Below are 26,126 nucleotides of genomic sequence, written 5' to 3'. Positions count from 1 at the left end.
AACGGGAAGGGTGGCCGTGGTGCTGGCTAAATAGAGCAAAAAACCTAACATACAAGATGGTTTACCCGCGTGTTACCTGTTGTTACCATGCTCACACTTTTGTCTGGTTAGCCATGACTGGGCCATGCCTTAATCTCCCGAGAATATAAGGTCAACACGATTGCTCAATGAATTCGATACGCTCATAGCGCGCTATGATGCGATCAATCAGATCAGGACTGAGCGTGCACTGGAAGCAATGAGTCAATATGGACAACAGCTGTTCGAGCTGCTGCCTGTGCTGTTCCATTACAACCACCCGCTCCTGCCAGGCTATGTCTCCGGGGAAGTTCCCCACGGCATCGCCTGCTTTGCCCTGTCTCTGAGTCAGCGCGAGTTCATCGACGACATCTGCATGGCCACCAATTGTCATGGCGGGATTCATACCCAGGAGAGCTCCATCCTCGGGCTCTACTCCATGGGCAGCACCTCCTCCATCGGCCAGTGCTGTCATTCCGATCTGGATATCTGGGTCTGCCACTCCCACTTCCTGGCGCCGGATCGCCTGGAACTGCTGGAGCACAAGTGCCTGCTCATCTCCAAGCTGGCGGAGAATCGCGGTGTCGAGCTCAACTTCTTCCTCATCCCCGATAACAAGTTCCGCCTGGATAACCGGGCCGAACTGGGCGGTGATAACTGCGGCAGCGCCCAACACCTGCTGTTGCTGGACGAGTTTTATCGCAGTGCTTTGCGTATTGCCGGTCAGCGCCTGCTCTGGCCCATCATCTCGGGGGAGTGGGAGCCTGAGTATGATGCGCGGGTGGCTGCCCTGTTTCGCGAGGGGGTGCTCAACCAGGCCGAGTGGCTGGACTTGGGCAGTCTGGCCCGCATCCCGGCCGAGGAGTATTTCGGCTCGGCGCTCTGGTTGCTCTACAAGGGGCTCGACTCCCCCTACAAGGCGGTGCTCAAGATACTGCTGATGGAGGCCTATTCGGCCGAATTTCCCCAGACGCGTCTGCTCTCGGTCGAGACCCGCGACTGGTTTCAGCAGCATGCTGAGTACAGCCTGCAGCTCGATACCTACTACCTGATGCTGGATAAGGTGACTCACTATCTGCAGGGCATAGGGGATGAGAAGCGGCTGGATCTGGCCCGACGCTGTTTCTACCTCAAGGTGTGTGACGAGCTCAGCCATGAGCAGAGCCCGCAGCATGGGGCCTGGCGCCACGAGATTATCACCGCTCTGGTGCGTGAGTGGGGTTGGGATATTCACACCCTGCATCATCTGGATAATCGTAACCACTGGAAGGTGGCCGATGTGAAGCTGGCCTATGGCGAGTTGCTGGATGCTCTGATGCAGAGTTATAGCCAGCTCATCCAGTTTGCCCGTCGTAACAACATCAGTGAGTCCATCAACCCGGAAGATATCGGTGTCCTCTCCCGCAAGCTCTATGCGGCCTTCGAGGCTCTGCCGGGCAAGGTGCAGCGCATTAACCTGAAGATAGCCCCCGATCTGCATGAGCCGAATCTTAGTCTGATCCAGGTGCCGCCAGGGCGTATCAACCGCGCCGGCTGGTATCTCTACAAGCATTCGCTGCGTCCGGCCGACATCATAGGTCGCGCGCCTCTGGACTATAACGGCTATGTCTCCAAGCTCATCGCCTGGGCCTATTTCAACGGCTTGTTGACCCAACAATCCAATCTGCACCTCTATGCCCAAGGCGCGGATCTGGATCTGCTCAACCTGCAGCTCTTCGCCCATGATCTGGCGGCCACCTTCCCGGTGCATTTTGCCCCGGCCAGCAACCTGGCGCTGAGTCGCCCCTGCGAGATCCGTCATCTGGGCATCTTCCTCAACCTGGAGCTGGATCCGACCTCCCACTGGGAAGATAGAGAGCTGGAGTTCGACGCCGACAACAGCGATGTGCTCTCCTTCGGTCGGGAGCAGGAGTGTCTGGTGGGCACGGTCGATCTGGTTTATCGCAACTCCTGGAACGAGATCCGCACCCTGCACTTCAATGGCCCGGATGCCGTGGTGGAGGCCCTCTCCACCATACTCGGCAAGATGCATCAGGATGCCCAGGCCCCGGAGACGGTCGATGTCTTCTGCTACAGCCGCCACTTCCGCGGTCTGATCCGCAATCAGTTTCTGCAACTGGTGCAGCAGTGTATCGACCTGCGCCTGGCTCGTGACAAGCAGCGGCTGGTGAAGATGCTCTCGCTGGGCCATGACCGCTATGCCCTGTTTCTGGAGCGGCGCGGTGTCTCGGTACGCAAGATGGAGAGTGCCATCGACTTCTACCGTCAGGTCTCCAGCAACAAGCTGGAACGTCAGCCCCTGCCGGACGGGGAGGCCAGCTTGCGCATCCCCTCGGCGGTGGACTCCTATGCCAGCGATGGCTTAATTCAGTTCTTCTTTGAGGAGAACGGCGTGGAGGGGGGCTTCAATGTCTATGTGCTGGATGAAAATAACCAGGTGGAGATCTATCGGGATTATTCCGGCAGCAAGGATGATCTGGTGCAGAGTGTGAATCGTTATTACACCCTGACCCACGAGCGGTTTAATTTTGATAATCAGTTTATCAATTTCAACTTGCCACAATTTTATGAGGTGGTCTGGTGCGATGGCCAACAGCAGGTCCGCCCCTATCGCTCCGCGCCTAAATAGGTTCCCTAACCAAACAGGCAGAGTAGCTGCAGGGCCTCACTCTTCTTGACTCATCTTTCTACATAAAAAATGGCGGCCAGTGGCCGCCATCTTCGGTAACTCATTAACCTTCAGTTTTTTCTCTGTCCACATGCCCCAGATCGCGCTCCGGGTCGATCACATCGCGTACCCGCTGTTTCAGATGCTTTACCTCGGGGAAGCCACCATCGCGTTTGCGCTCCCAAATAGAGACCCCATCGATGAAGATCTCGAAGTGGCCGCCGGTATCCGGGTGCAGGTTGACGCTGCCCAGCTCTTCGCTGAAGGTGGAGAGCAGCTCCTGGGCCATCCAGGCGGAGCGCAGCAGCCAGTTGCATTGGCGGCAGTAGTAGATGTCGATGACGGGTTTGTTGGCGTCTGCCGATGGGTTCACAGGGAGACCTCGGCACCGGACTGGCTACTGCAGGCGGCGGAGAGCAGGGACATCAGCTCATGGCCTTCCCGGTTGTCGATCCACTGCTCGTCCCTGTAGTCGAAGTGGTAGCCATTGAAGCGGGTCGCCACCCAGATCTGGCATAGGGGCGCCTGCTTGTTGATGATGATCTTCGACTTGTCGGGGAAGCTGAGGGTCAAGACGCCGCCACTGGTGTCACAATCAATATCGACGCCACACTCATCGACAGCCTCTTCGATGAGCTGGAACTGCTCTTCCGCCAGGCGGTGAAACTCACTCTCTTTCATCACGCGGGTCCTATTGCATTTAAAAGGATGAGTGCGATTATAGAGGGCCAATCCGCTTTCGCACTAGGCCCATGAATAAACCCCAATTTGCCTGGCGCGGGCTCCTGCTGTTGGCTCTCACTCAGTTGACCGCCTGCGGCCTCAAGGGCCCGCTCTATATGCCCAAGGATGTACCGCCCGCTCAGGAGCAAACTCAGCTGGTCGAGCAGACACTTGGCGCGGGTATTGAGCCCTGATATCGCGGCTCCGGCAGGATAGGCCGGAGTGCCCCAGTACTAAGTACTAAGTAGTAAGGAACCAAGGATCCATGGATTATTTTAACTACCGAGACAATGGCCAACTCTGTGCCGAAGAGTGCACCATCAGCCAACTGGCCGCCGACTACGGTACGCCGCTCTACGTCTACTCTCGCGCCACTCTGGAGCGTCACTGGAAGGCGTTTGCCAATGCGGCGGGTGATGTGCCCCACCTCATCTGCTATGCGGTGAAGGCCAACAGCAACCTGGCGGTGCTGAATGTGTTGGCCCGCCTGGGTTCGGGCTTTGATATTGTCTCGGCGGGTGAGCTGGCCCGGGTCATAGCCGCGGGGGGGGATCCGCGCAAGGTGGTCTTCTCCGGCGTGGCCAAGCGTCGTGAAGAGATGGTCTATGCCCTGGAGCAGGAGATCCTCTGTTTCAACCTGGAGTCCGAACCGGAACTGGAGCGCCTGGATCAGGTGGCCGGTGAGCTGGGTAAGGTGGCTCGGGTCTCGGTACGGGTCAATCCGGATATCGACGCCGGTACCCACCCCTATATCTCCACCGGCCTCAAGGAGAACAAGTTCGGTGTGCCCATCGATCGCGCCGTGGAGCTCTATCGCCGCGCCGCGACGCTGCCCAATGTCCAGGTGGTGGGCATCGACTGTCATATCGGCTCCCAGCTCACCGAGTTGGAGCCCTTCCTCGAGGCCATGGATCGTCTGTTGGTGCTCATCGACCAGTTGGCGGCCGAAGGTATTCATATTCACCATCTGGATGTGGGTGGTGGCCTGGGGGTCAACTACAACGATGAAAATCCACCGCACCCGGAGCAGTATGCTGCCGCGCTCAAGGCCAAACTGATTGGCCGCGACCTGCAGCTCATCTTTGAACCGGGCCGGGCCATAGTGGCCAATGCCGGTGTCCTGGTCACCGAGGTGGAGTACCTGAAGCTGGGTGAGGATCGCCACTTTGCCATAGTCGATGCGGCCATGAACGATCTGATCCGCCCCTCCCTCTATGGCGCCTGGATGAACATCATTCCGGCAGACAAGAGTCTGGAGCGCACAGTGCGCAGTTATGACGTGGTGGGGCCAGTCTGCGAGACCGGCGACTTCCTCGGCAAGGATCGGGCGCTGGGCTTGGCTCAGGGCGATCTGCTGGTGGTGCGTTCCGCCGGAGCCTACGGCTTTGCCATGTCCTCCAATTACAATACCCGTCCCCGTGCCGCCGAGGTGCTGGTGGATGGCGCACAAGCCCATCTGGTCCGGGAGCGGGAACCGCTGGCCGACCTGTGGCGGCTTGAGCACCTACTGCCCTGAGGCGAGACAATGCTGATCCAATTTTCCAAGATGCACGGCCTGGGTAATGACTTTGTCGTCATAGATGGCGTCACCCAGAAGATTTTCTTGAGCACAGAGATGATCAAGAAGCTGGGGGATCGCCACTTCGGCATAGGTTTCGATCAGCTGCTGCTGGTCGAGCCGCCCTATGATCCGGAGCAGGATTTCCACTACCGCATCTTCAATGCGGACGGTTCCGAGGTGCAGCAGTGTGGCAATGGCGCCCGCTGCTTTGCCCGCTTCGTCCGCCTGAAGGGGCTCACCAACCGGGATCGCATCGCGGTCAGCACCATGAGCGGCCGTATCGTGCTGCAACTGGAGCAGGACAATCAGGTGACGGTCAACATGGGGGTGCCCGAGTTTGAGCCGGCCAAGGTGCCGTTCCGGGCGCAGAAACCCGAGAAGACCTACCTGCTGCGGGTGGCAGAGCAGACCGTCATGTGCGGTGTGGTCTCCATGGGTAACCCCCACTGCGTGTTGGAGGTCGAGAGCGTGAAAACGGCTCCGGTCGAAAGCCTGGGCCCGCTGCTCGAAAGTTTCGACCGCTTCCCCGAGCGGGTCAATGTGGGCTTCATGGAGCTGGTCTCCCCCAGCGAGATCCGCCTGCGGGTCTATGAGCGTGGGGCGGGTGAGACCCTGGCCTGTGGCACCGGTGCCTGTGCGGCCGCCGTGATCGGCATGAGCCAGGGTAAGCTGCGGGATCGCGTCAAGGTCCAACTGCCAGGTGGCAGTTTGCAGATTGCCTGGAAGGGGCCGGGTACCCCCGTCTTCATGACAGGCCCCGCCGAGCATGTCTTCGATGGCGAGATCGAGCTGTGAGTGAGCCCGGCTTGCTGCGCGGCATGCAGCAGGAAGAGGAGGTGGTGGAGTATCTGCTGCGCCACCCTGAATTCTTCCTGCATCACAAGGCTCTGCTGGATAGCCTGCTGATCCCCCATCCGTTACGTGGTGCCATCTCCCTTATCGAGTTACAACAGGAGCGGCAGCGGGAGCGGGTGCTGGAGTTGGAGCAGGAGCTGCGGGCTCTGATGAGCAATGCCAGCCGCAACGAGCACATCTTTCGCGTCTATGCCGATGTTTACCCCGAGCTCTTCGCCTGCACCACACTGCGTCAGCTCTGGAAGCGGCTGCATCTGACCTTTCGTGAGCGGTTGCGTATTCCTGCCAGCGCCCTCTGGATCAACGATGGTGCCGTGCAGGCCAAGCGCAGCGATAAAGGCTTTACCCTGGAGGGCAGTCGTTACCAGCAGATCTGCCATCAGACCATGCGCGGTGAGCGGGTCTACTTTGGCCGGGTGCAGGAGGCGGATCGCGCCACCCTGTTTGGCCCCGATGCCCTGGTCCACTCCATGGCCCTGCTGCGGTTAGGGGAGCAGGGGGAACTGGGCTTTCTCGCCTTTGGCCATGCCAACCCGGAACACTATCACGGGGGCATGGATAGCCTGTTGCTGGAGCAGTTGGGGCGCTTCATCACCCTCTTGCTACCCACCCTGGTGCACGCTCGTGAGTGACGAGCCCCTGCTGCCCTGGGTGACTCGTTTTCTCGATTATCTGCGCGTCGAGCGCCAGTACAGCCCCCACACCCTGAATAACTACCGTCTCCATCTCCATGAACTAAGCCGATTGGCCGCCGAGTTGGGCTTGGTCGAGTGGCGCGAGCTCAAGCCGCCGCTGGTGCGCGCTCTGGTGGTGCGTCTGCGGCGGAGTGGTAAAGCGGCCCCGCGCACCCTGGCCACCAAGCTCTCCTCCCTGCGCAGCTTTCTCGATTATCTGGTGCGTCTGGAGGAGCTCAAGGCCAATCCGGCCCGCGGCATAGTCACCCCCAAGCAGGGGCGCCCGCTGCCGAAGAATCTGGATGTGGATCAGGTCTATCAACTGCTGAACATACCGGAGGAGAGCGATCCCCTGGCGGTGCGGGATCGCGCCATCATGGAGCTCTTCTACTCCTCTGGCCTGCGTCTCTCCGAACTAGTGGGGCTGAACCTGAGCGATCTGCGACTGGAAGAGCGTCAGTTGCGGGTGGTGGGTAAGGGCAACAAGGAGCGCATCCTGCCCATTGGCCGTATGGCGCTGGAGTGGTTAGGCAAATGGCTGGCGTTACGCCCGCTGTTGGCGCTGGAGGGTGAAGGGGCGCTATTTCTCAGCAAGCAGAAGCGGCGCATCACCAGCCGTTCGGTGCAGCTGCGGCTGGCCCAATGGGGTATCAAGCAGGAGCTGGCGCCCCATGTCCACCCCCACAAGCTGCGCCACAGCTTTGCCACTCATCTGCTGGAGAGTTCCGGTGATCTGCGTGCCGTCCAGGAGCTCTTGGGACATGCCAACCTGACCACCACCCAGATCTACACCCATCTGGATTTTACCCACCTGGCCGATGTCTACGACAAGGCTCACCCCCGCGCCAAACGTAATGCGGATGATGATCAAAGTGAATAAAACATCTGTTACAAAATCACCGACATGACTAATAGGGTGGAATGTTTATTTCCTATTGATTTTATTGGTTTTTTTAATCTAAGTTTGAAATCACTTGTTCACGGTTGTCATAACCTAACTCCTGCGCATCTCTTTCCCGTCGTATAAAAGTGCAGAGTCACCATTTGGCTCTGGTTTTTTCCCCGATAATTAATGAAACTTTACCCGCTTTTACAATACCTGCCGCAGGATTGCGACGTAAAACTGGGTACTCAATCGGGATAAATGATGAAAAACAACAAGATAGGATTAGGCGCGCTACTGCTTGCCACCTTGGCGCTGCAGAGTGGATGCGGCGGCGGTGGCGGCGGGAGTTCGACCCCAGAGAAAATGGTTACCTGGGAGAGGTCGGTGACCGTCATTGATGGTTATCTGGAAAATGCTGTGGTCTGGCTGGATCAGGATGACGATGGGGTACTCGACAGCAACGAGCCGACGGCGCGCACCAATGCCAGCGGTCAGGCAACGCTGAAGGGTGAGACCTCCGCCAATGCGACTCCAGCCATCCATCGCTTCATGGTGCAGGCCATTGCCGGTGTGACCAGAGATAGGGGGGATGGTACGGGTGAACCGGTCACCGTGGCCCGCACCTATCTGATGTCCGCTCCGGGCAACTATAACCTGGTGACCCCCTTTACGACTCTGATCGATCAGACCATGCGCGCCAACGTTGGTAGCACAAGCCAGGAGGCGGCCAGCAAGGTGGCCAGCGATCTGGGTCTGGAGAGCAGCCAGGTCGAGGCGTTGCATACCGATTTTATGGCCAGCAAGGATTACCAGAGCCAGTTCTATGCCACCCAGATTGCCACCCTGCTACCGGAAAAGCTGGATGAGAGCACCCGGGGCACGTTGCTGCAACAAGCCGGTCAGATGGGCAAGGTGCTCGGTGGCTATCTTGCGGAGAACCCCTCTGCGGCCGCCAGCGCCATGCCGGAGATCAAGGTTGTCCTGGTCGAAGGTGGCAAGGTGGAGATCAAGGACAAGCCACAGCCGCTGCTGACTCATATGGATGAAGACACCCATGGGGCAGTGCTGCTCAAGCGTGATGCGCAGCGCAGGGTCACTCAGGGCTCCAATGGTTCTGTGGTGGTGGAAGAGAGCGGTGTTGACTACTACTGGGATCGGGCGATCAAGGACGTGGAACGGCTCAACGGCCAGCCGCTGCGCTACCGCGAGTTTACCCGCACCGAAACCCGTCAGGCCGATGGCCAGTTTGTGCGCCAGTTGACCTGGAAAAAGGATCTGAACAAGGATGGTCAGCTGCAGTTGCTCGGCCAGGCTTTCGAGCAGGGAAAGCGTACGGCGCAGGGGGAAACCTTCTGGTCCTTTATCGATCAGGGAGGGGTATCCGTCGAGCGGAATGCAGAGGTGTCAGCTCAATATGAGTCTTTCTATGATGGTCAGGATCTGCAGGCGGCAGTAGCGGCCAAGGATTATAGCCGGGTCGATTTGGCCTTGCGTGTGACGGTCACCCGCCAGGGGGAGAGCACAATTACCCAAACGGCGTTGGTTGAGGCGCCTAAGGATATTCCCGAAGCCGTGACGGCTCTCCAGTTGGCAGATTGGCTCAAGATAGCTGGCGAAGAGATGCAGCCCAAGGCCACCTATGGACAAACCCTGACCACCCAGGGTCAGGAGAGTGGTGCCATGACAGCCGATTTGCTGATTGATTGGGGCAATGACGGTACTGTCAATGGACACTACCAGCTGGTGCGCAAGGCTGATGGCACGCTGGTCGAGAGCTCGGAGGCGCCCGTCTATCCCAGTCCGCTGGATGGTCAATTCGAGGAGTATGCCGACTATAACTGGCAGCAACCCGCTATCAAGACTTACTACTGGTATGAAAAGAGCCGCAGCTCCTCGCTGGTGGACGGCAAGCTGGTGACCCGGATGAGTGGTCATCGCTATTTGCTGGATATAGACAAGGCCCAAAAGCTGGTCAGCGATGAGGCGCCGCAGGGGATAGAGTTTAACAAGTACAGCAGCATCACCACTGATGTCAGCGACAGCGAACAGCGGCTCTACGCCTCCTGGGTTAACTACCATAGTGACGGGTATAATTTCACCGCCGACACCACTGAGGTGGGACAGCAGTATGTGGTGACCCTCAAGGGCGCTAACGATCTCTGGGTCGGACATCGCTTTGCCGAGTGGGGTAGCCGCGAGGTGGCGGATCTGGCCGACAAGGTAGAAGCGCTACGCACTCAGGGGATTGCACTGGAGAAGATCGACGCCTCCCTGCTGCCGGGACTCAGTGACTATAACGGCCTGCTGTTGACCCCTTCCTTCCGCTACGATGCCAATCACCAGCCACGCACCTGGTATTGGGTGACCAATCGGGATCTGAAAACCGGCGGTACACTGGAGACCGGGTGGCAGAAGATCAAGCTCAAGCTGGTGAATAAGGGCTACCAGCAGTGGCCTATCAACGATGCCGACGGGGCACTGATCTTCACCATTCCCAATAGATCCGACCCCTATAACTGGTATACCTGCTATGACACTGTAGCCGTTGCGGCTTCTGCCATCGGTACCCGTTCCGGGCATATGGCTACCTGGGCGGGAGATTTCTTCCTCGATGAGAGCGAGGCCGATGCGGATCTGGCGCAAAAGCCGATAAATTGAGTGTCTGTGTCAAGCGCGTTATCTGGCCACCTTCGGGTGGCCTTTATATTTGTGGCCCCTCATGTTCACCCCCACAAGCTGCGCCACAGCTTTGCCAACCACCTGACCGATGTCTATGACCAGGCTCACCCCCGAGCTGACCCTGAGCGCCTTGTTTGAATAATCGACTCCCTTTTCCATGCAAACCCGCTACCATGAGGGGAGGCTCTCTATGAGGTGTGTTGCACATGGAATTCTTTCGCCGCCTGAGCGGTATTCGCGCCATCAGCTTCGATCTGGATGACACCCTCTACGATAATCGCCCCGTGATCGAGCGCGCCGAGCAGTGGATGGTCGCCTATATGCGCGACACCTACCTGCAGACCGCCATGTATGACAGAGCCTGGTGGCACAGGCTCAAGCTGCGTTTGCAGCAGGAGCAGCCCGCCCTAGTCGATGATGTCTCGCTCTGTCGCCGGGTGCTGTTGCAGCAGGGGCTGATGGCCGGAGGCATGAAAAAGGCGGAGGCCAAGCGGGAGGCGGAAAACGTCTTCGCCCATTTTCTTGAAGTGCGCTCGCAGGTGGCCGTGCCGGAGATCACCCGACGGGTGCTCTCGGCGCTGGCGCAGAAGTACCCGCTGGTGGTGATCACCAACGGCAATGTGCTGGTGGAGCGTCTCGGTCTGGAGGGCCAGTTCCAGCATGTGCTCAAGGCGGGGGGCGGCTTTCGCATGAAACCGGCCCCGGATTTGTTCACCGATATGGCCCGCCGCCTGCAACTTCCCCCCCAGCAGATACTGCATGTCGGTGACGATGTGCTCACCGATGTGGCCGGTGCCATCCACAATGGTTACCGCAGCGCCTGGCTCAATGATGTGGGCCAAGATTGGCGCAAGCTCACCATACTCCCCGATGTGATGCTCACCCGCCTGGAGCAACTGCTGACCCTGCTCTAGTTCCCGCTGTCACTACCCCGCTCTTCTTATCTAGTTAAGCGCTGAGTTGACAGTTGCTTTCTGTGACTTTGCGCTTTTTGTTTACGATTCTTAACAGAGATAATGCTTTTCTCATCACTGTCATGAGCGCTATACAGAATGGCTGCGAGTGAGTGTGCCACTGGGATCACATGCTCTAACGGCTTGCCTGTTGGTCATGAGCCACATTTGCCGCAGATGCGGCTTCTTTTTTAAGGATAAAATGGATGCTTAAACTGCGTAAGCTTACCCTCTGTGTGGCTCTGGGCTCTTTGGTGAGCGGCTCTGTGTTGGCGGGTCCCTATGCCTTCAACGCCCGGCAGGATGCCATGGGTGGAGCAGGGGTCTCCAGTGCCAACTACCTGAGTGCCCCCTTCTACAACCCGGCGCTGCTGGCGCTCTCGGACGATAGCGATCAGGTGGGGTTGTTGTTGCCGGTCGTCGGTGCCGAGGTGTTTGACAAAGATGACCTGCGCAATCAGGTGGATGACTTCAATACTACCTATGATGAGTTTACCGCCGCTTACGATGCATATGGTGCCAACCAGAGCCAGGCTAACAAGCAACGGCTGGAGAGTGCCAATGCCCAGGCGACGGCCGAGCTGCAACAGTTAAGTGGCGCCACAGGCTATGCCCGCGCGGGGGCTGGAGCCGCGGTCGCTCTGCCCTTCAGTGCCCTCTCTGGTGCGCTGTTTCTCAATGGCTATGCGGATGCTCAGGCTTTCACCGATGTCTCGATGGATGACTTCACCACCTATGACTACAAGGGGGTGACTCTGACTGTGCCCCGCAGCGAAGAGGCCATGAACTCACAAGTGATCGGCATGGCGGCGGCGGTGAGCGATCTGGGCTTTAGCCTGGCGAAATCGTTCCAGGATGGGGAGATGACCTGGTCTGTGGGGGTGACTCCTAAGCTGCAGACGCTCAAGGTCTACAACTATGTGGCTAATGCCTCAGACAGCGATCTGGGGGATATGACCGACAGTCAGTACGAGAACAAGAAGAATACCTTCAACCTGGATGCGGGTTTGGCGGCTAACTGGAGCAATGGCTGGAGCAGCGGTCTGGCCATCAAGAACCTGATCAAGCAGGAGTTGGATGCCCCCAAGATTGGCTTGGTGCAGAGCACCTATCAGCTGAGCCCTATTCCCACGGCCTCGCTCTCTTACCACTTGGCTGGCGTGCTGTTGACCGGTGACGTGGATCTGTTGGCCCAGAAGCGCTTTACCTCCCTGACCGGCACCCATGCCACCTACCATGCGGATCACGATGATCTACAGCCTGCCGCTCTGGGTCTGGAGTGGGATGTGCTGGGCTGGTTGCAACTGCGTACCGGCTATCGCCATGACCTGCAGAGTAATCTGGACGATGCCTTTACCGCGGGCTTTGGTCTGGCACCGTTTGAAATGTTCCATTTGGACTTGGCCGGTATCTATGCCGGTAACAACGAGTTCGGCGGTGTACTGCAGAGCAGCTTTACCTTTTAGTAGCGGAGAGACGATACTCTCCTTAGTAAAATTGGGCGCAATGCCTTGCGGTAATAACCCCAGCGTTGAATGTTAACAGAGAGGCCACCTGCGGGTGGCCTCACTGTTTGGCTTGTGCTTGGCCTGGCTACTCCCACTCCGAGACCAACTGCATGGCGGCGATGCAGCGGTTGCGGCCATTTTGTTTGCCCTGATAGAGGGCGCGGTCGGCGCGCTCTATGCTGGCCTCCAGGCCGCTGCGGGTGTCGAACTCGGCCACGCCGGCCGTGATGGAGAGGGCGATGCGCTGGTTGCGGTAATGGAAGGGCGTCTGAGCCACAGATTGCCGCAGCTTGTCGGCGACCACCATGGCCTGTTGCTGGTTGGTCTCAGGTAGCATGATGAGAAACTCCTCGCCGCCCCAGCGGCTCATGGCATCCTGAGTCCGCAACTGTTGCTGCAGTAGCTGGGCCAGAGCGATCAGGCACTGATCCCCGCCATCGTGGCCATAGTGGTCATTGATCTTCTTGAAGAAGTCGATGTCACACATGATGAGGGAGCAGGGACGGTTATAACGCTTGCTGCGGGTCATCTCGCGAGTCAGCAGCTCTAGCATGCCTCGTCGATTGTAGAGGTGGGTCAGGGGGTCAGTCTTGGACTCCTGCTCCAGGGTGCGACGGCTCACCTGCAACTGCAGTACCATGGCCTGCAGCTGCTCTTCACTGCGTTTCCGGCGTTGATTCTCCCGCAGCGCTACCATCAGCAGCAAGCCCACCAGCAGCACTGGGGTCGCCAGTTGCAGGGCTGACCACAGGGCCATATGCAGGGGGAGCAGATAGTAGAGCTGCCATTGGGTGCCCTGTACCGGTGCGCGATAGAGATAGTAGCTGCCGATAAGATGAGGTTCCCGGGCTTGCAGATCCTGCAGGCGTATGCCGGGGTTATGCAGACTGGCCGGCAGCAGGCTCTGCAGATCACTGGGTGGTGACAGCATAGGGGAGGGGCTCAGGGTGGTGGCGACTATCTGGTTGCCCTGATCCAGTAGCAATACCTCACTGTGGGCAGGCTGTTGCCGGAGGAGCATGGAGTGTAGGGCTCGAATGGCAATATCCAGGGAGAGCACACCGCGAAAGCTATTTTGCTCATAGATGGGGGCGGAGAGTGTCACTATCTTCTCCTGGCTGTTCGCCGCCTCATAGACCGGGCTCCAGTAGGTGAGCCGTTGCGGGTTGTACTTGGGTAACCCCTGCAGGAAGGCCAGGTGTTGTAGTTGGCTGGGGTGGAAGCGGGCCAAAGCCGAGGGGCGCCATGGATAGCGGTTGCTGAAGTGTCGCACCGAGGTGTAGTAGATCTCGCGCACCTCTGGCATGTCGGCCGCGACCTTGGCCAGGTAGGGGTTTAGCATCACGGCCATGGTCAGCTCCCGGCGCAGGCTGGCATCCTGGCGATAATCCCCTTCACCTGTGAGGTTGCCGCGCGGCGTGAGCGGGGGCAGATCCTGGGTGTAGCTGAGCTGTGATTTATCCAGCTCCAGCTCATGCAACAGCGGGAGCGGGCTCTGCCACTGTTGTAGATAGAATTGATTGGCAATCTGGGCTACCCCCTCCAGCGCCATCACACTCTGGCGCAGGGTTTGGGTGATCTGCTGGGATTGTTGATTGGCCTCGTTCGTCAGTTGATGCATGCTGTTCTGCAGGCCGAGCAGCAGTAGGTAGAGTGAGGCACTCAGGGTTAGCAGCAACATGAGCACAGTGCGTTTTTGTCTCACCCGGCCTCCGCTGTCTGGGTTCTGTCTCTTGAGTATAGGAGCCAACGGCGGATCCGGTAGGTTTCAAGTGTTACCTGTATTGGCCCAGCGCTGGACGCGGAATTGTGTGGGTATGGCTCGGCCTGATGGCATGAGCCATGTATACTAAGAGTACTGTACATATTCTCAGGAGTCGTGATGGACGTGGAAACCCTGCTCGATGGTCTCAATGACCGGCAACGGGAGGCGGTCGCCGCCCCGCTGGAAAACCTGTTGGTGCTGGCGGGAGCCGGCTCAGGCAAGACCCGGGTGCTCGTCCATCGCCTCGCCTGGCTGCTGGGGGTGGAGCAGGCTTCCCCCTTCTCCATCCTGGCGGTTACCTTCACCAACAAGGCGGCCGCCGAGATGCGCGGGCGCATTGAGAAGTTGCTGGGGGGCCATCTGGGCTATGGCAACGGCGGCATGTGGATTGGCACTTTCCACGGTATCGCCCACCGCCTGCTGCGGGCCCATCACCTGGATGCCGGGCTGCCCCAGGATTTTCAGATCCTGGATAGTGACGATCAGCTGCGCCTCATCAAGCGGGTGGTTCGTTCCCTGAGTCTCGACGAGAAGCAGTGGACGCCCCGCTCCGTGATGGGCTACATCAACAACAAGAAGGATGATGGGCTGCGCCCCAAAGATATCGAACCCTTCGGTGATGTTACGGCGCGCACCTATCTCAAACTCTACCAGCTCTATCAGGAGACCTGCGATCGGGCCGGTCTGGTGGACTTTGCCGAGCTGCTGCTGCGGGCCCATGAACTCTGGCTGCACAAGCCCCATATCTTGCAGCACTACCAGCAACGCTTCCGCCACATTCTGGTGGACGAATTCCAGGATACCAACGCCATCCAGTACGCCTGGATCCGCATGCTGGCCGGTAACCTGAGCCGGGTCATGATAGTCGGGGACGATGACCAATCCATCTACGGTTGGCGCGGCGCCAAGGTAGAGAACATCAGCCGCTTCCTGAGTGACTACCCGGGTGCGCGCACCATACGTCTGGAGCAGAACTACCGCTCCACCGCCACCATATTGCGCGCCTCCAACCAGTTGATTGCCAACAACGCCGAGCGCTTGGGCAAGGAGCTCTGGACCGAGGGCGTCGAGGGTGAGCCCATCTCCATCTATGCCGCCTATAACGAGATAGACGAGGCGCGTTTTGTGGTGGGGCGCCTCAAGGCCTGGCGGGAGCAGGGGGGCGTGCTCTCCGATTGCGCCATCCTCTACCGCAGCAACGCCCAGTCCCGGATATTGGAAGAGGCGCTGATGCAGGAGCGCCTGCCCTATCGCATCTATGGGGGGCTGCGCTTCTTCGAGCGGCAGGAGATCAAGGATGCCATGGCCTATCTGCGTCTGCTGGGCAACCGGGGCGACGATGCCTCCTTCGAGCGGGTGGTCAACACGCCGACCCGGGGCATAGGTGATCGCACCCTGGGGCTCATCCGCGAGGCCGCCCGGGAGCGGGGGCTCAATCTGTGGCAGGCGGCTTGGGAGCTGTGTGAGCAGAAGGTGCTAGCCGGACGGGCCGCCAGTTCGGTCAGTCAATTTCTGAATCTGGTCAATCGGTTGGAGAGCGACACCAACGAGTTGCCGCTGCATTTGCGAGTCGACAGGGTGATCCGCCAGAGCGGCCTCTGGACCCTCTACGAGGCGGAGAAGAGCGAGAAGGGACAGTCGCGGATCGAGAACCTGGAGGAGCTGGTCAACGCCACGCGTCTGTTCCAGCCCTCCGAGGAGATGAGCGACATGAGCCCGCTCACCGCCTTTGTGGCCCATGCGGCCCTGGAGGCCGGGGAGTCGCAAGCGGACGAATTCGAGGTGGCGGTGCAGTTGATGACACTGCACAGTGCCAAGGGGTTGGAGTTCCCCCTGGTCTGCATGGTGGGGGTGGAGGAGGGCATGTTCCCCAGCCAGCAATCCAGCGAGGAGAGCGGGCGCCTGGAAGAGGAGCGGCGCCTCTGTTATGTGGGTATGACCCGGGCCATGCGCAAGCTCTACATCACCCATGCCGAGAGTCGGCGCCTCTACGGCAAGGAGGTGTACCACAAGCCCAGCCGCTTCCTCAAGGAGCTGCCCAGCGACTGCCTGGAGGAGGTGCGGTTGCGCACCCAGGTGAGCTGGGCCCAGCCGGTGGCCAAGAGCAACCGCTTCAATGCCGAGTTTTCCCAAGAGAGCTTCGAAAGCACAGGCTTTCGCCTGGGGCAGCGGGTGTTGCACAGCAAGTTTGGTGAAGGGACTGTGCTCAACTACGAGGGGGTGGGGCCCCAGAGCCGGATCCAGGTGAACTTCGGTGAGTTGGGCAGCAAGTGGCTGGTGGTCGCCTACGCCCGGTTGCAGGCGCTCTAACCGCGTTCGCCTCCCGGCGTGACGGGCATGGGGGGCTGATGCCCCCCGCTAGCGGCTCGCGCTCAAGGCGCCAGACCGTGTTTCAGGGTATAGATCAGGCTGGCTACCAGCGGTTCGGCCTCCTGCTCCAGATCGAAGGCGTTGGGGTAGTGTAACCACTTGAGGATGAAGCCATCCAGGCTGCAGTGCAGCAGGGTGACGGCACGCTGCAAGTTGATCTCACTGGGTAGCTGGCCGCGGCGGATGGCGTTTTGCAGGGCCTGGCTCAGATCGGCCAGATACTCAGTGTGAAGCTGGGTCATCTGGGCGTGCAGTTTCAGCAGCTCTGAACTCTGGGCGCCCAGGTTGAACAGTATGGTGAACATCTGCTGATGCACCTGAGAGCCGGCGACACTGCGCAGCACAGTGACCAGGAAGAGTTGCAGCTTACCCAGAGGATCGGCCTCTTCGCTATCTATGCTGGCGGCCACTAGATGAGAGAGGGGGAGACAAAGCTCCTGCCACAGCGCGGCGAACAGCTCCTCCTTGTCCTTGAAATGCCAGTAGATGGCGCCGCGAGTCACCCCTGCCGCCTTGGCAATATCCGTCAGACTGGTGCGCGCCAATCCCTGTCGACAAAACAACTCCAGAGCCATACTCATTATGGTGCTGCGAGTGGCTTGTGCCTCTTCCTTGGTTCTTCTGGCCATATCCAATCCAATTGGGTTAAAGAGTGTAAAAATCGCTTACATACATTCATGACTGTATGTATATTGCCATGCGAGTGGCGATACGCCAATTTTAAGTGATCACCATGCAAATAACAGACAGTCCATCGGCTGAAAGAGGCTCGGGTTCCCATGCATAAACATACGCGTACTTACTCTATTGGCTTTGCCTTGCTGGCGAGCCTCCTGCTTACCGCCTGTGGTGAGGAGAAACCCGGTGCCGCCGGTGGCGCCATGCCGCCCGCCGCCGTGGATGTGGTCACCCTGAAATCCGCGCCGCTGCAGCTCACCACAGAGCTGACCGGTCGCACCTCGGCCCTGCGCATCGCCGAAGTGCGCCCCCAGGTCAGCGGCATCATATTGAAGCGTTACTTTACCGAAGGTAGCGATGTAAAGGCAGGGCAACTGCTCTACCAGATCGATCCCGCCAGCTACGAGGCGACGGTGGCCAGTGCCGATGCCGCCCTGGCCAAGGCCGAGGCCAATGAACTGAGCGCGCGGCTGAAGGCCCAGCGTTATGCCGAACTGGTGAAGGTCAAGGCCATCAGCCGTCAGGATTATGATGATGCCCAGGCCAGCTGGAAGCAGCAGCAGGCCGAGATTGCCGCCGCCAAGGCCAGCCTCAAGAGTGCGAAGATCAATCTGGCCTACACCCGGGTCACCGCCCCCATCTCCGGTCGCATCGGCAAGTCAGCCGTCACCGAAGGGGCGCTGGTCACCGCCCAGCAGGCCAATAACCTCACCACCATTCAACAGCTGGATCCCATCTATGTGGATGTGCACCAATCAGCCGCCGATCTGCTGCGCCTGAAGCAACAGCTGGCCAGTGGCAAGCTGGAGACCAACCGGCAAAAAGCCGCTCTGGTCCACTTCCGGCTGGAAGATGGCAGCGACTATCCTCATGCAGGAACCCTGCAGTTCTCCGATGTGACCGTGGATGAAACCACCGGCATGGTCAACCTGCGGGTGCTGGTGCCCAACCCTGACAAACTGCTGATGCCTGGGCTCTTCATGCGCGCCCAACTGCAGGAGGGGGAACGCAGCAACGGCCTGCTGGTACCGCAGACCGCCGTAAGCCGCACCCCCAATGGTGGCGCCAGCGTGTTGCTGGTCAATGCCGAACAAAAGGTGGAAGCGCGCACCGTACAGGTGAGCCGCGTGGTCAAGGATAGCTGGCTGGTAGAGTCCGGTCTGGCCGCCGGAGACAGGGTCATAGTCGCCGGTCTGCAGAAGGTCAAACCCGGTGCCGTGGTGAAAGCCAGCGAACAGGGCAGCGCCGCCCCCGCCTCCCAGCAACCACCCGCTAACAAGTAAGACGGAGTAAGCGCCTCATGGCCAGATTTTTCATAGACAGACCCATCTTCGCCTGGGTTATCGCGCTGGTGATCATGCTTGCCGGTGGCTTGTCCATCATGAAGCTGCCGATCTCCCAGTACCCGACCATAGCCCCCCCTGCCGTGGCCATCTCTGCCAGCTACCCGGGTGCCTCTGCCAAGACGGTAGAAGACTCGGTGACCCAGATCATAGAGCAGAATATGACGGGGCTGGATCACCTGCTCTACATGTCCTCCCAGAGTGACTCGGCCGGTAACGTCTCTGTCTCCCTCACCTTCATGCCGGGCACCAATCCGGATATCGCCCAGGTGCAGGTGCAGAACAAGCTGCAACAAGCCACCACCCAGCTGCCGCAAATCGTGCAGCAGCAGGGGATCAAGGTACAGAAGACCTCCAGCAGCTTTTTGATGGTGGTGAGCTTCATCTCCACCGATGGCAGCATGGGTAACGACGATCTGGCCGACTATGTGGTGGCCAATATCAAGGAACCCCTGAGCCGCCTCGATGGCGTGGGCGAGATCCAGCTGTTCGGTAGCCAGTACGCCATGCGCGTCTGGCTGGATCCCAACAAGCTCAACAGCTATCAACTGACCCCCGCCGATATCCAGACCGCCATCAAGGCCCAGAACGCCCAGATAGCCCTGGGCAAGCTCGGCGGCACACCATCGGTCAGCGATCAGCAATTTACTGCCACCATCATGGGACAAAGCCGCCTCTCCACCCCCGAGCAGTTCGGTAATGTGCTGCTGCGGGTGAATCAGGATGGATCCAAGATCCGCCTCAAGGATGTGGCACGCATCGAGCTGGCGGGCGAGAACTTCGACGCCGAGGCCAAGTACAACGGTCAGGCCACTGCCGCCTTCGCCATCAAGCTGGCCACCGGCGCCAACGCGCTGGATACCGCCGAGAAGGTGAAGGCCAAGATCGACTCGCTCTCCCCCTACTTCCCCAGCAATATGAAGGTGGTCTACCCCTACGACACCACCCCCTTTGTGCAGATCTCCATCGAGGAGGTGGTGCAGACGCTGTTCGAGGCCGTGATCCTGGTCTTCTGCGTCATGTACCTCTTCTTGCAGAACTTCCGCGCCACCCTGATCCCCACCATTGCCGTGCCCGTGGTACTGCTGGGCACCTTCGGCGTGATGGCGGCGTTTGGCTTCTCCATCAACACCCTGACCATGTTCGGCATGGTGCTGGCCATAGGCCTCTTGGTGGATGACGCCATAGTGGTGGTGGAGAACGTGGAGCGACTGATGAGCGAGGAGGGTCTCTCGCCACTGGAGGCCACCCGCAAGTCCATGGATCAGATCACCGGCGCCCTGGTGGGGATAGCCCTGGTGCTCTCGGCGGTCTTTGTGCCCATGGCCTTCTTCGGCGGCTCCACCGGTGCCATCTATCGCCAGTTCTCCCTGACTATCGTCTCGGCCATGGTGCTCTCTGTCATGGTGGCCCTGATCCTGACACCCGCCCTGTGCGCCACCTTGCTCAAACCCGTCAAACATGGCGAGTTTGGTGCCAAGCGCGGCTTCTTCGGCTGGTTTAACCGGGCCTTTGATGCCAGTGCCAACCGCTATCAAAGCGGCGTGCGCAAGGTGGTCAAACGCGGCGTGCGTTATGGCCTCATCTATCTGGTACTGGTGGCGGTACTGGGCGTGCTCTTTATGCGCCTGCCCACCTCCTTTGTGCCGGAAGAGGATCAGGGGGTATTGATGTCCATGGTGCAGCTGCCGGTTGGCGCCACCAAGGAGCGTACCGAGAAGGTACTGGCCCAGATGCGCGACTACTTCTTGCAAAACGAGAAGGAGAATGTGGAGTCGGTACTGACGGTGGCGGGCTTTAGCTTCGCCGGTCGCGGTCAGAACAGCGGCATGGCCTTTATCAAGCTCAAGCACTGGGATGAACGCAAAGGGGCCGAGCATAGCGCCAATGCCATCATAGGCCGCGCCATGGGCTTCCTGTTCAGCATCAAGGAGGCCCAGGTCTTCGCCTTCAACCTCCCCGCCATTCCGGAGCTGGGTACGGCCACCGGTTTTGACTTCTTCTTGCAGGATCGCGGCGGTGTGGGCCACGAGCAACTGATGGCGGCGCGTAACCAGCTGCTAGGCATGGCCGCCCAGAACCCCAATCTGGTGCGGGTCCGCCCCAACGGCATGGAAGATGCGCCCCAGTTCAATGTGAAGATCGACTACGAAAAGGCGATGGCCCAGGGACTCTCCATCAGCGACATCAACAGCACCCTCTCCACCGCCTGGGGTTCATCCTATGTGGATGACTTTATCGACCGTAACCGGGTGAAGAAGGTCTATCTGCAGGCCGATGCTCCCTTCCGCATGAACCCCGAAGATCTGAACCGCTGGTATGTGCGCAACAGCGCCGGCACCATGGTCCCCTTCTCGGCCTTTGCCAGCACAGACTGGAGCTTCGGCTCACCGCGTCTGGAGCGCTATAACGGCGTACCGGCCATGGAAATCGTCGGCGAGGCAGCCCCAGGCAAGAGTACCGGTGAGGCCATGGCCGCCATCGAGCAGATCGTCAAGACCCTGCCGGATGGCATCGGCATAGAGTGGACCGGCCTCTCCTTCCAGGAGCGGCAGGCGGGTTCCCAGGCTCCGGCCCTGTATGCCATCTCCTTGCTGGTGGTGTTCCTGTCGCTGGCGGCGCTGTATGAGAGCTGGAGCGTCCCCTTCTCCGTCATGCTGGTAGTCCCGCTGGGGGTCTTGGGCGCCGTACTGGCCACCGTGCTACGCGGCTTGGAGAATGACGTCTACTTCCAGGTGGGGCTGCTGACCACCATAGGCCTCTCGGCCAAGAACGCCATCTTGATCGTCGAGTTTGCCAAGGAGCTCTATGAGCAGGGCAAGGGGCTCACCGAGTCGGTGGTGGAAGCGGCGCGCCTGCGTCTGCGCCCCATCCTCATGACCTCGCTGGCCTTTATCCTTGGCGTGCTGCCGCTGGCCACCAGTTCGGGCGCCGGTGCCAGCAGCCGTATCGCCATCGGCACCGGCGTCATCGGCGGCATGGTGAGTGCCACCGTACTGGCCATCTTCTTCGTGCCCCTCTTCTTCGTGCTGGTGATGCACTACTTCACCAAACATAAGCACCGCGAAGAACGAGCTACGCACCACAGCCAATTGGAGACCCATCATCATGACTAAGCGTCTATTGGCCGTGACCCTGGGCCTGCTGCTGGGCGGCTGTTCCCTGGCCCCCGACTACCAGCGCCCGGCCACACCGGCTGGCGCCAGCTGGCAGGCCAGCACTGATGTCACCACCACCCGTGGCTGGAAGGGCACCTTTAGCGATCCCCAGCTGCAGCAACTCATTACCCTGGCGCTGAGCAATAACCGGGATCTGCGTATCGCGGCGCTGAATGTGCAGAGCTACGAGGCCAGATACCGCATCCAGCGGGCGGCCCAACTGCCCACCGTCGGCGTCGATGGCTCCGGCAGCCGTCAGCAGACGGCCGGAGATATCAATGGCAGCGGCCGCGAGCAGATTGGCTCCCAATATGCCGCCAATGTGGGCATCACCGCCTATGAACTGGATTTCTTCGGCCGCATCCAGAGCCTTAAGGATCAGGCTCTGGAGAACTATCTGGCCCAGCAGGAGAGCCAGCGCAGCACCCATATCGCCCTGGTGGCCTCGGTGGCCAACGCCTACCTGACCCTGCTGGCGGATCAGGATCTGCTGACCCTGAGCCAGCAGACCCTGCAGACCGAGCAGGAGAGCTACGAGCTGACCAGCAAGAAGTTCAATCTGGGCGCCGCCTCCGATATGGAGCTGGCCCAGGGCAAGACCACACTGGAGAGCGCCAGGGTCAGCCAGGCCCAATACCAGCGTCAGGTGGCCCAGGACAAGAACGCCCTGATGCTGCTGATAGGCGGCAACCTGCCTGCCGGGCTGCAGCAGACCCGAGCGCTCGACGACGTGGCCCTCACCCCCGTTCCGGTGGGGGCGCCATCGAGCCTGCTGCAACAGCGGCCCGATGTGCTGGCCGCCGAGCATAGCCTCAAGGCCGCCAACGCCAATATCGGCGCGGCGCGGGCCGCCTTCTTCCCCACCATCACCCTCACCGCCACCGCCGGCAGCGCCAGCAACGAGCTGAGCTCGCTGTTTGACAGTGGCAACGGCACCTGGCTGTTTATGCCCAAGCTGAGCCTGCCCATCTTCGATGGCGGTAAACGCACCGCCGATCTGGATGTGGCCGAGATCGAGGCCAAGAAAGCGGTGGCCAGCTACGAACAGAGTATCCAGAGCGCCTTTCGCGAAGTGGCCGATGGTCTGGTGGCCCAGCAGAGCTATCAGCAGCAGCTTGCCGCCCAGCAAGCCCTGGTGGAGGCCAACCAGCGTTACTTCGATCTGGCCGAGAAACGCTACCAGCAAGGGGTGGACAGCTACCTGACCCGCCTCGACGCCCAGCGCTCCCTGTTCAGCGCCCAGCAGAGCCTGATCGCCACCCGCCTCGCCCTGCTCGGCAACGAGGTCAACCTCTATAAGGCCATAGGCGGAGGCTGGCAGGAGTAAGCCGCTAATCGTGCCCTCTATTGCGCCAGTGTCTGAGGCAACTCAGCGCTGGCGCAAATTTTTCAATAAATCAGATAGTTACTCTTTTCGTTTTGCGCCCCTGATCCGCCATTCCAGATATCCAACCTCCTAACCCCGTCCCGCCAGAGCATTCCATATCCCCCAGACGAATCAGGGATTTTCAACTGACCCCAAGGCGGGTAGCATAGAGACTCAATAATGCCAGCTGTCAGAGTCGGCAACCCCCAGCGTGAGCTCAATGACACAGCCATGCGGTAGCCATGGCCACGCCCAGGCGGCTTTTACGCCGTTATCCCCAAGCCAACAGAAAGCCAGCAACATCCCTCCCCTTTTCAAGGGGAGGGCTTGGGTGGGGTCAGGTGGGTGAAGCGGCAAAAGCCAGGGTGAGAAAACTGTTCGGGGCGAAGATGTCTTCCGTCGTCATCCCCGTGAAAACGGGGATCCAGGCAATCATTGCAGATTAAGACGCTCAAGTTCCCGAGCTTATGGGGATTTGTTCCGGATAAGAAATTGTTAGATTCCTAAGCTCCTACTAAGTCGGGATATCATATAGAACCATGGATAAAAGTATCGAAAACATCATCAATCTGCCTTGGCTGGAGTCAATAAGGAAGATGGAAAAGCAATTGAGCCTGACTGCTTCAGTGTTTCAGGAATCTGAAACAATGCGAACAATAAGAAAGCTCAGTGAAACAACAAGGCTGGCATCTTTGGCTTTTAACGAATCAGAGTTAATAAAATCCGCTCGGGTTGCAGTCGACAGTAGCAGACTCGCTTCGCTTGCTTTCCACGAATCTGATGCCATGAAGTCTATTAGGCAATTGACAGAATCAAGTCGGCTGGCAACGGTAGCTCTACAACAATCGGATGCTATGAGGTCTTTTAAGGCTGTAGCTGAATCAGCCCGGCTATTCTCTCTGGCATTTCAGCAGTCTGATATTGCGAAGCAGCTGCAAAATTTTGAAAAAACAAGTCAGCTTGCATCAATTGCCTTGCAGCAATCTGAAGCATTTAAGCAAATATCTCAATTTAGTAACTTGGCGTCATTTAAAGCTTTAGCCAGCCTAGATAACAGCCCATTTCCCCAAAGTGCAACCTTGGCCTTCGCATCGGAAATGGGCAAGATCAATATAATAGATGAATCTCTTAAAGAGATAGATGCTCAAATAAGCGCAGAGATATATTCACAAACAGACTTTAATGCGCTATCTGACAAAACTAAGAGTATCTTGCTCTATTTATACCACTATTATTTTTTGCCGATTTTACTCAGTTACTTATCTGCTTACATGATGACCAACGCAGTTGAAGCAAGAAAAGAGCTAAAGTCTATATCTACGCCTACTGAGGTCAGACAATTTACTCGCGCACCTAACCACAATTTTGATCGATCCTCGTTAAAAGGATTTCGTGTCACAATAGTACAATCTCTTCATTTTAGAGAAGGTCCGAGTATGAAATCTGAAATAATAACGACCTTGCCAATTGGTTCGTTAGTCGAGGTAATAGATAAGTCACACCGCTCATGGCTTTTAGTCGAAGTAGAGATCGACGGAGTGCTTGAGCAGGGCTGGGTGTCGAGACGCTATACAGCATATTTTAAATGAATCTAAAAAAAGCCTAAATGGACACCCACTCTCACCAAACGCTAAAAAAGCACCTATCGGGGCCAGCCTAATGATGTTTGAACCAAACAGGACACTCACTCGCATCAAGGGCGAGAGGAACACTCATCGCTACAGAAGAACAAATTACTGCCAATGATGAAATCATCCTAAAATTGCTATGAGTTACTTATTTTAAATTGATTACACATTCGCTAATGCGCCCTACGCGAGCTTGAGCCGGACGCTCTATGCAGTCTTACTATTTAACACATTGAAATGCATATATGAATAAAATTAGCCACATTAAATCAATATTGATATCTACACTAGGCGGTTTTCTAGCCGTCGCCATTTCCCTAGTAGGATGTTTGTTAGCATGGTCTTGGATCTATTATTGGATTAGTGGCCATATATATAATATATGGCTCGAACCAGTGACTTATCTTTCCGGGACTATTTTACCCTCACTGGTTTGCTTTTATCTGTTAGCCAGATTGCTGGCAAAACATTCTGGGCGCTATTTTTTTCTCTATCTATTACCCATGTTTTTGTTAAGCCTAGTAATATTATGCTCTAGTAAACCATGGCACCCACTTATTCATAATCTTTTAATACTATTTAGTATGGTTATTGGTGCAACATTTGGGCTTTGGCATACCGATCATTTGAGTGACAAAGCCACTATTCCTGAAGCAAACATCCACCAGTAACACGCCATCATCTGATAGATTAAGCGGCATTCCGTCTTTCTGCGTGAAGGGCTTTCTTTATCACCATAGTACTAGTTGTTGTGACCTGAATTTCACTCCGAGTTGATGTGTCAGCTCAAATTTCAACCATCTGGAAAGGTAACTTTATCATGAAATTTTCAACCTTCTCGGCTGTTGCTGTAAGCATGGCCCTCATTCTCACCGGGTGTGCTTCTGTAGATATGGCCTCCCAATCTGATTCCGCAAAAGCAAAAGAGTTTGCCCCACCCAGCCAAGGCAATGCGGGCTTGTATGTATATCGTGACAGCTTTGTTGGCAAGGCGCTAAAAAAGGACATTTGGGTTGATGGTAAATGTGTCGGGGAAAGTGCTCCTGACGTCTTTTTCTATACTGAAGTTGAAAGTGGAAAAACACACACCATTGATACCGAATCTGAATTCTCACCAAACAAATTAGAAATGATGTTTGAACCAGGAAAAAATTACTTCGTCCGGCAATATATCAAGATGGGCGTGTTTGTCGGGGGAGCAGGAGTAGAGAAAATCCCTGAAGAGCAAGGCAAAAAAGATGTAGCAAAATTGAACATGGCGAAACCTGGCAAGTGTAGCCAAACGAAATAATT

At 57.9% G+C, this 26,126-nt stretch carries 19 protein-coding genes; 15 read left to right on the top strand and 4 right to left on the bottom strand.

Annotated features, from left to right (window positions below; all coding sequences use genetic code 11):
• Positions 1–160 precede the first annotated feature (160 nt).
• Complete coding sequence (locus tag ACZYTD_RS07600; RefSeq protein WP_463890879.1) at positions 161–2,647, top strand: class I adenylate cyclase; 2,487 nt, start codon at positions 161–163, stop codon at positions 2,645–2,647.
• A gap of 103 nt (positions 2,648–2,750) precedes the next feature.
• Here the strand turns inward: ACZYTD_RS07600 and ACZYTD_RS07595 are convergent, their stop codons facing one another.
• Together ACZYTD_RS07595 and cyaY are read right to left on the bottom strand one after the other, a co-directional pair.
• Positions 2,751–3,059, bottom strand: coding sequence for an Rdx family protein (locus ACZYTD_RS07595; RefSeq protein WP_463890877.1), 309 nt, complete (start codon positions 3,057–3,059; stop codon positions 2,751–2,753).
• Positions 3,056–3,367 carry an iron donor protein CyaY gene (gene cyaY / locus ACZYTD_RS07590; protein ID WP_463890874.1) on the bottom strand — a complete coding sequence of 104 codons (312 nt, stop codon included), beginning with the start codon at positions 3,365–3,367 and terminating at the stop codon, positions 3,056–3,058. The genes ACZYTD_RS07595 and cyaY overlap by 4 nt, the downstream gene beginning before the upstream one ends.
• Positions 3,368–3,438: 71 nt before the next feature.
• Between cyaY and lptM the strand changes: the two genes are divergently transcribed.
• From lptM to traF, 8 genes are all read left to right on the top strand, one after another.
• A complete protein-coding gene (gene lptM, locus ACZYTD_RS07585) occupies positions 3,439–3,603 on the top strand; it encodes an LPS translocon maturation chaperone LptM (RefSeq protein WP_463890871.1) in 165 nt (54 codons plus the stop codon).
• Positions 3,604–3,674: 71 nt separating this feature from the next.
• On the top strand, positions 3,675–4,925 hold the full coding sequence (lysA, locus tag ACZYTD_RS07580) for a diaminopimelate decarboxylase (protein ID WP_463890869.1): 1,251 nt from the start codon (positions 3,675–3,677) through the stop codon (positions 4,923–4,925).
• Between the two features lie 9 nt (positions 4,926–4,934).
• The gene (gene dapF, locus ACZYTD_RS07575) at positions 4,935–5,765 is read left to right on the top strand and encodes a diaminopimelate epimerase (RefSeq protein ID WP_463890868.1); all 831 of its coding nucleotides are present in this window, start codon (positions 4,935–4,937) and stop codon (positions 5,763–5,765) included.
• The gene (locus ACZYTD_RS07570; protein WP_463890865.1) at positions 5,762–6,457 is read left to right on the top strand and encodes a DUF484 family protein; all 696 of its coding nucleotides are present in this window, start codon (positions 5,762–5,764) and stop codon (positions 6,455–6,457) included. The genes dapF and ACZYTD_RS07570 overlap by 4 nt, the downstream gene beginning before the upstream one ends.
• Positions 6,351–7,379, top strand: a complete 1,029-nt coding sequence (gene xerC, locus ACZYTD_RS07565; RefSeq protein WP_463890862.1) for a tyrosine recombinase XerC — start codon at positions 6,351–6,353, stop codon at positions 7,377–7,379. Before ACZYTD_RS07570 ends, xerC begins: the two co-directional genes overlap by 107 nt.
• Before the next feature lie 267 nt (positions 7,380–7,646).
• Positions 7,647–10,043, top strand: coding sequence for a hypothetical protein (locus ACZYTD_RS07560; protein WP_463890859.1), 2,397 nt, complete (start codon positions 7,647–7,649; stop codon positions 10,041–10,043).
• 227 nt (positions 10,044–10,270) lie between these two features.
• On the top strand, positions 10,271–10,978 hold the full coding sequence (locus tag ACZYTD_RS07555; protein WP_463890858.1) for an HAD-IA family hydrolase: 708 nt from the start codon (positions 10,271–10,273) through the stop codon (positions 10,976–10,978).
• 245 nt (positions 10,979–11,223) lie between these two features.
• Complete coding sequence (gene traF, locus ACZYTD_RS07550) at positions 11,224–12,483, top strand: conjugal transfer protein TraF (RefSeq protein WP_463890856.1); 1,260 nt, start codon at positions 11,224–11,226, stop codon at positions 12,481–12,483.
• Between the two features lie 127 nt (positions 12,484–12,610).
• On the opposite strand, the gene ACZYTD_RS07545 is transcribed toward traF, so the two are convergent.
• Positions 12,611–14,230 (bottom strand): sensor domain-containing diguanylate cyclase, encoded by a 1,620-nt coding sequence (locus ACZYTD_RS07545; RefSeq protein ID WP_463890855.1) that lies wholly within the window; start codon positions 14,228–14,230, stop codon positions 12,611–12,613.
• Positions 14,231–14,407: 177 nt separating this feature from the next.
• On the opposite strand from ACZYTD_RS07545, the gene uvrD reads away from it, so the two are divergent.
• Positions 14,408–16,600 carry a DNA helicase II gene (gene uvrD, locus ACZYTD_RS07540; protein ID WP_463890853.1) on the top strand — a complete coding sequence of 731 codons (2,193 nt, stop codon included), beginning with the start codon at positions 14,408–14,410 and terminating at the stop codon, positions 16,598–16,600.
• 62 nt (positions 16,601–16,662) lie between these two features.
• Here uvrD and ACZYTD_RS07535 read toward each other — a convergent pair whose 3' ends face one another.
• Entirely contained in the window at positions 16,663–17,289 is a 627-nt protein-coding gene (locus tag ACZYTD_RS07535; RefSeq protein WP_463890850.1) for a TetR family transcriptional regulator, read from the bottom strand.
• A gap of 150 nt (positions 17,290–17,439) precedes the next feature.
• On the opposite strand from ACZYTD_RS07535, the gene ACZYTD_RS07530 reads away from it, so the two are divergent.
• The 5 genes from ACZYTD_RS07530 to ACZYTD_RS07510 all read left to right on the top strand — a co-directional run bounded on the left by ACZYTD_RS07530 (position 17,440) and on the right by ACZYTD_RS07510 (position 26,124).
• Complete coding sequence (locus ACZYTD_RS07530; RefSeq protein WP_463890848.1) at positions 17,440–18,621, top strand: efflux RND transporter periplasmic adaptor subunit; 1,182 nt, start codon at positions 17,440–17,442, stop codon at positions 18,619–18,621.
• Positions 18,622–18,638: 17 nt separating this feature from the next.
• Entirely contained in the window at positions 18,639–21,797 is a 3,159-nt protein-coding gene (locus ACZYTD_RS07525; RefSeq protein ID WP_463890846.1) for an efflux RND transporter permease subunit, read from the top strand.
• Positions 21,790–23,166, top strand: a complete 1,377-nt coding sequence (locus tag ACZYTD_RS07520; RefSeq protein WP_463890844.1) for an efflux transporter outer membrane subunit — start codon at positions 21,790–21,792, stop codon at positions 23,164–23,166. The genes ACZYTD_RS07525 and ACZYTD_RS07520 overlap by 8 nt, the downstream gene beginning before the upstream one ends.
• 578 nt (positions 23,167–23,744) lie before the next feature.
• Positions 23,745–24,794 carry an SH3 domain-containing protein gene (locus ACZYTD_RS07515; RefSeq protein ID WP_463890838.1) on the top strand — a complete coding sequence of 350 codons (1,050 nt, stop codon included), beginning with the start codon at positions 23,745–23,747 and terminating at the stop codon, positions 24,792–24,794.
• Between the two features lie 859 nt (positions 24,795–25,653).
• Complete coding sequence (locus ACZYTD_RS07510; RefSeq protein WP_463890834.1) at positions 25,654–26,124, top strand: DUF2846 domain-containing protein; 471 nt, start codon at positions 25,654–25,656, stop codon at positions 26,122–26,124.
• Positions 26,125–26,126: the final 2 nt, after the last annotated feature.

This window comes from Pseudaeromonas sp. HNCC25DJ180, from assembly GCF_055413345.1.
This window is presented reverse-complemented; position numbering and strand designations above follow the sequence as displayed.

What these genes read in the sequence shown, in the direction of transcription:
- cyaY (WP_463890874.1), bottom strand. Translation starts at nt 3,367, where the DNA reads ATGAAAGAGAGTGAGTTTCACCGCCTGGCGGAAGAGCAGTTCCAGCTC.
- lptM (WP_463890871.1), top strand. Translation starts at nt 3,439, where the DNA reads ATGAATAAACCCCAATTTGCCTGGCGCGGGCTCCTGCTGTTGGCTCTC.
- lysA (WP_463890869.1), top strand. Translation starts at nt 3,675, where the DNA reads ATGGATTATTTTAACTACCGAGACAATGGCCAACTCTGTGCCGAAGAG.
- dapF (WP_463890868.1), top strand. Translation starts at nt 4,935, where the DNA reads ATGCTGATCCAATTTTCCAAGATGCACGGCCTGGGTAATGACTTTGTC.
- xerC (WP_463890862.1), top strand. Translation starts at nt 6,351, where the DNA reads ATGCCAACCCGGAACACTATCACGGGGGCATGGATAGCCTGTTGCTGG.
- ACZYTD_RS07560 (WP_463890859.1), top strand. Translation starts at nt 7,647, where the DNA reads ATGAAAAACAACAAGATAGGATTAGGCGCGCTACTGCTTGCCACCTTG.
- ACZYTD_RS07555 (WP_463890858.1), top strand. Translation starts at nt 10,271, where the DNA reads ATGGAATTCTTTCGCCGCCTGAGCGGTATTCGCGCCATCAGCTTCGAT.
- traF (WP_463890856.1), top strand. Translation starts at nt 11,224, where the DNA reads ATGCTTAAACTGCGTAAGCTTACCCTCTGTGTGGCTCTGGGCTCTTTG.
- uvrD (WP_463890853.1), top strand. Translation starts at nt 14,408, where the DNA reads ATGGACGTGGAAACCCTGCTCGATGGTCTCAATGACCGGCAACGGGAG.
- ACZYTD_RS07535 (WP_463890850.1), bottom strand. Translation starts at nt 17,289, where the DNA reads ATGGCCAGAAGAACCAAGGAAGAGGCACAAGCCACTCGCAGCACCATA.
- ACZYTD_RS07530 (WP_463890848.1), top strand. Translation starts at nt 17,440, where the DNA reads ATGCATAAACATACGCGTACTTACTCTATTGGCTTTGCCTTGCTGGCG.
- ACZYTD_RS07525 (WP_463890846.1), top strand. Translation starts at nt 18,639, where the DNA reads ATGGCCAGATTTTTCATAGACAGACCCATCTTCGCCTGGGTTATCGCG.
- ACZYTD_RS07520 (WP_463890844.1), top strand. Translation starts at nt 21,790, where the DNA reads ATGACTAAGCGTCTATTGGCCGTGACCCTGGGCCTGCTGCTGGGCGGC.
- ACZYTD_RS07515 (WP_463890838.1), top strand. Translation starts at nt 23,745, where the DNA reads ATGGATAAAAGTATCGAAAACATCATCAATCTGCCTTGGCTGGAGTCA.
- ACZYTD_RS07510 (WP_463890834.1), top strand. Translation starts at nt 25,654, where the DNA reads ATGAAATTTTCAACCTTCTCGGCTGTTGCTGTAAGCATGGCCCTCATT.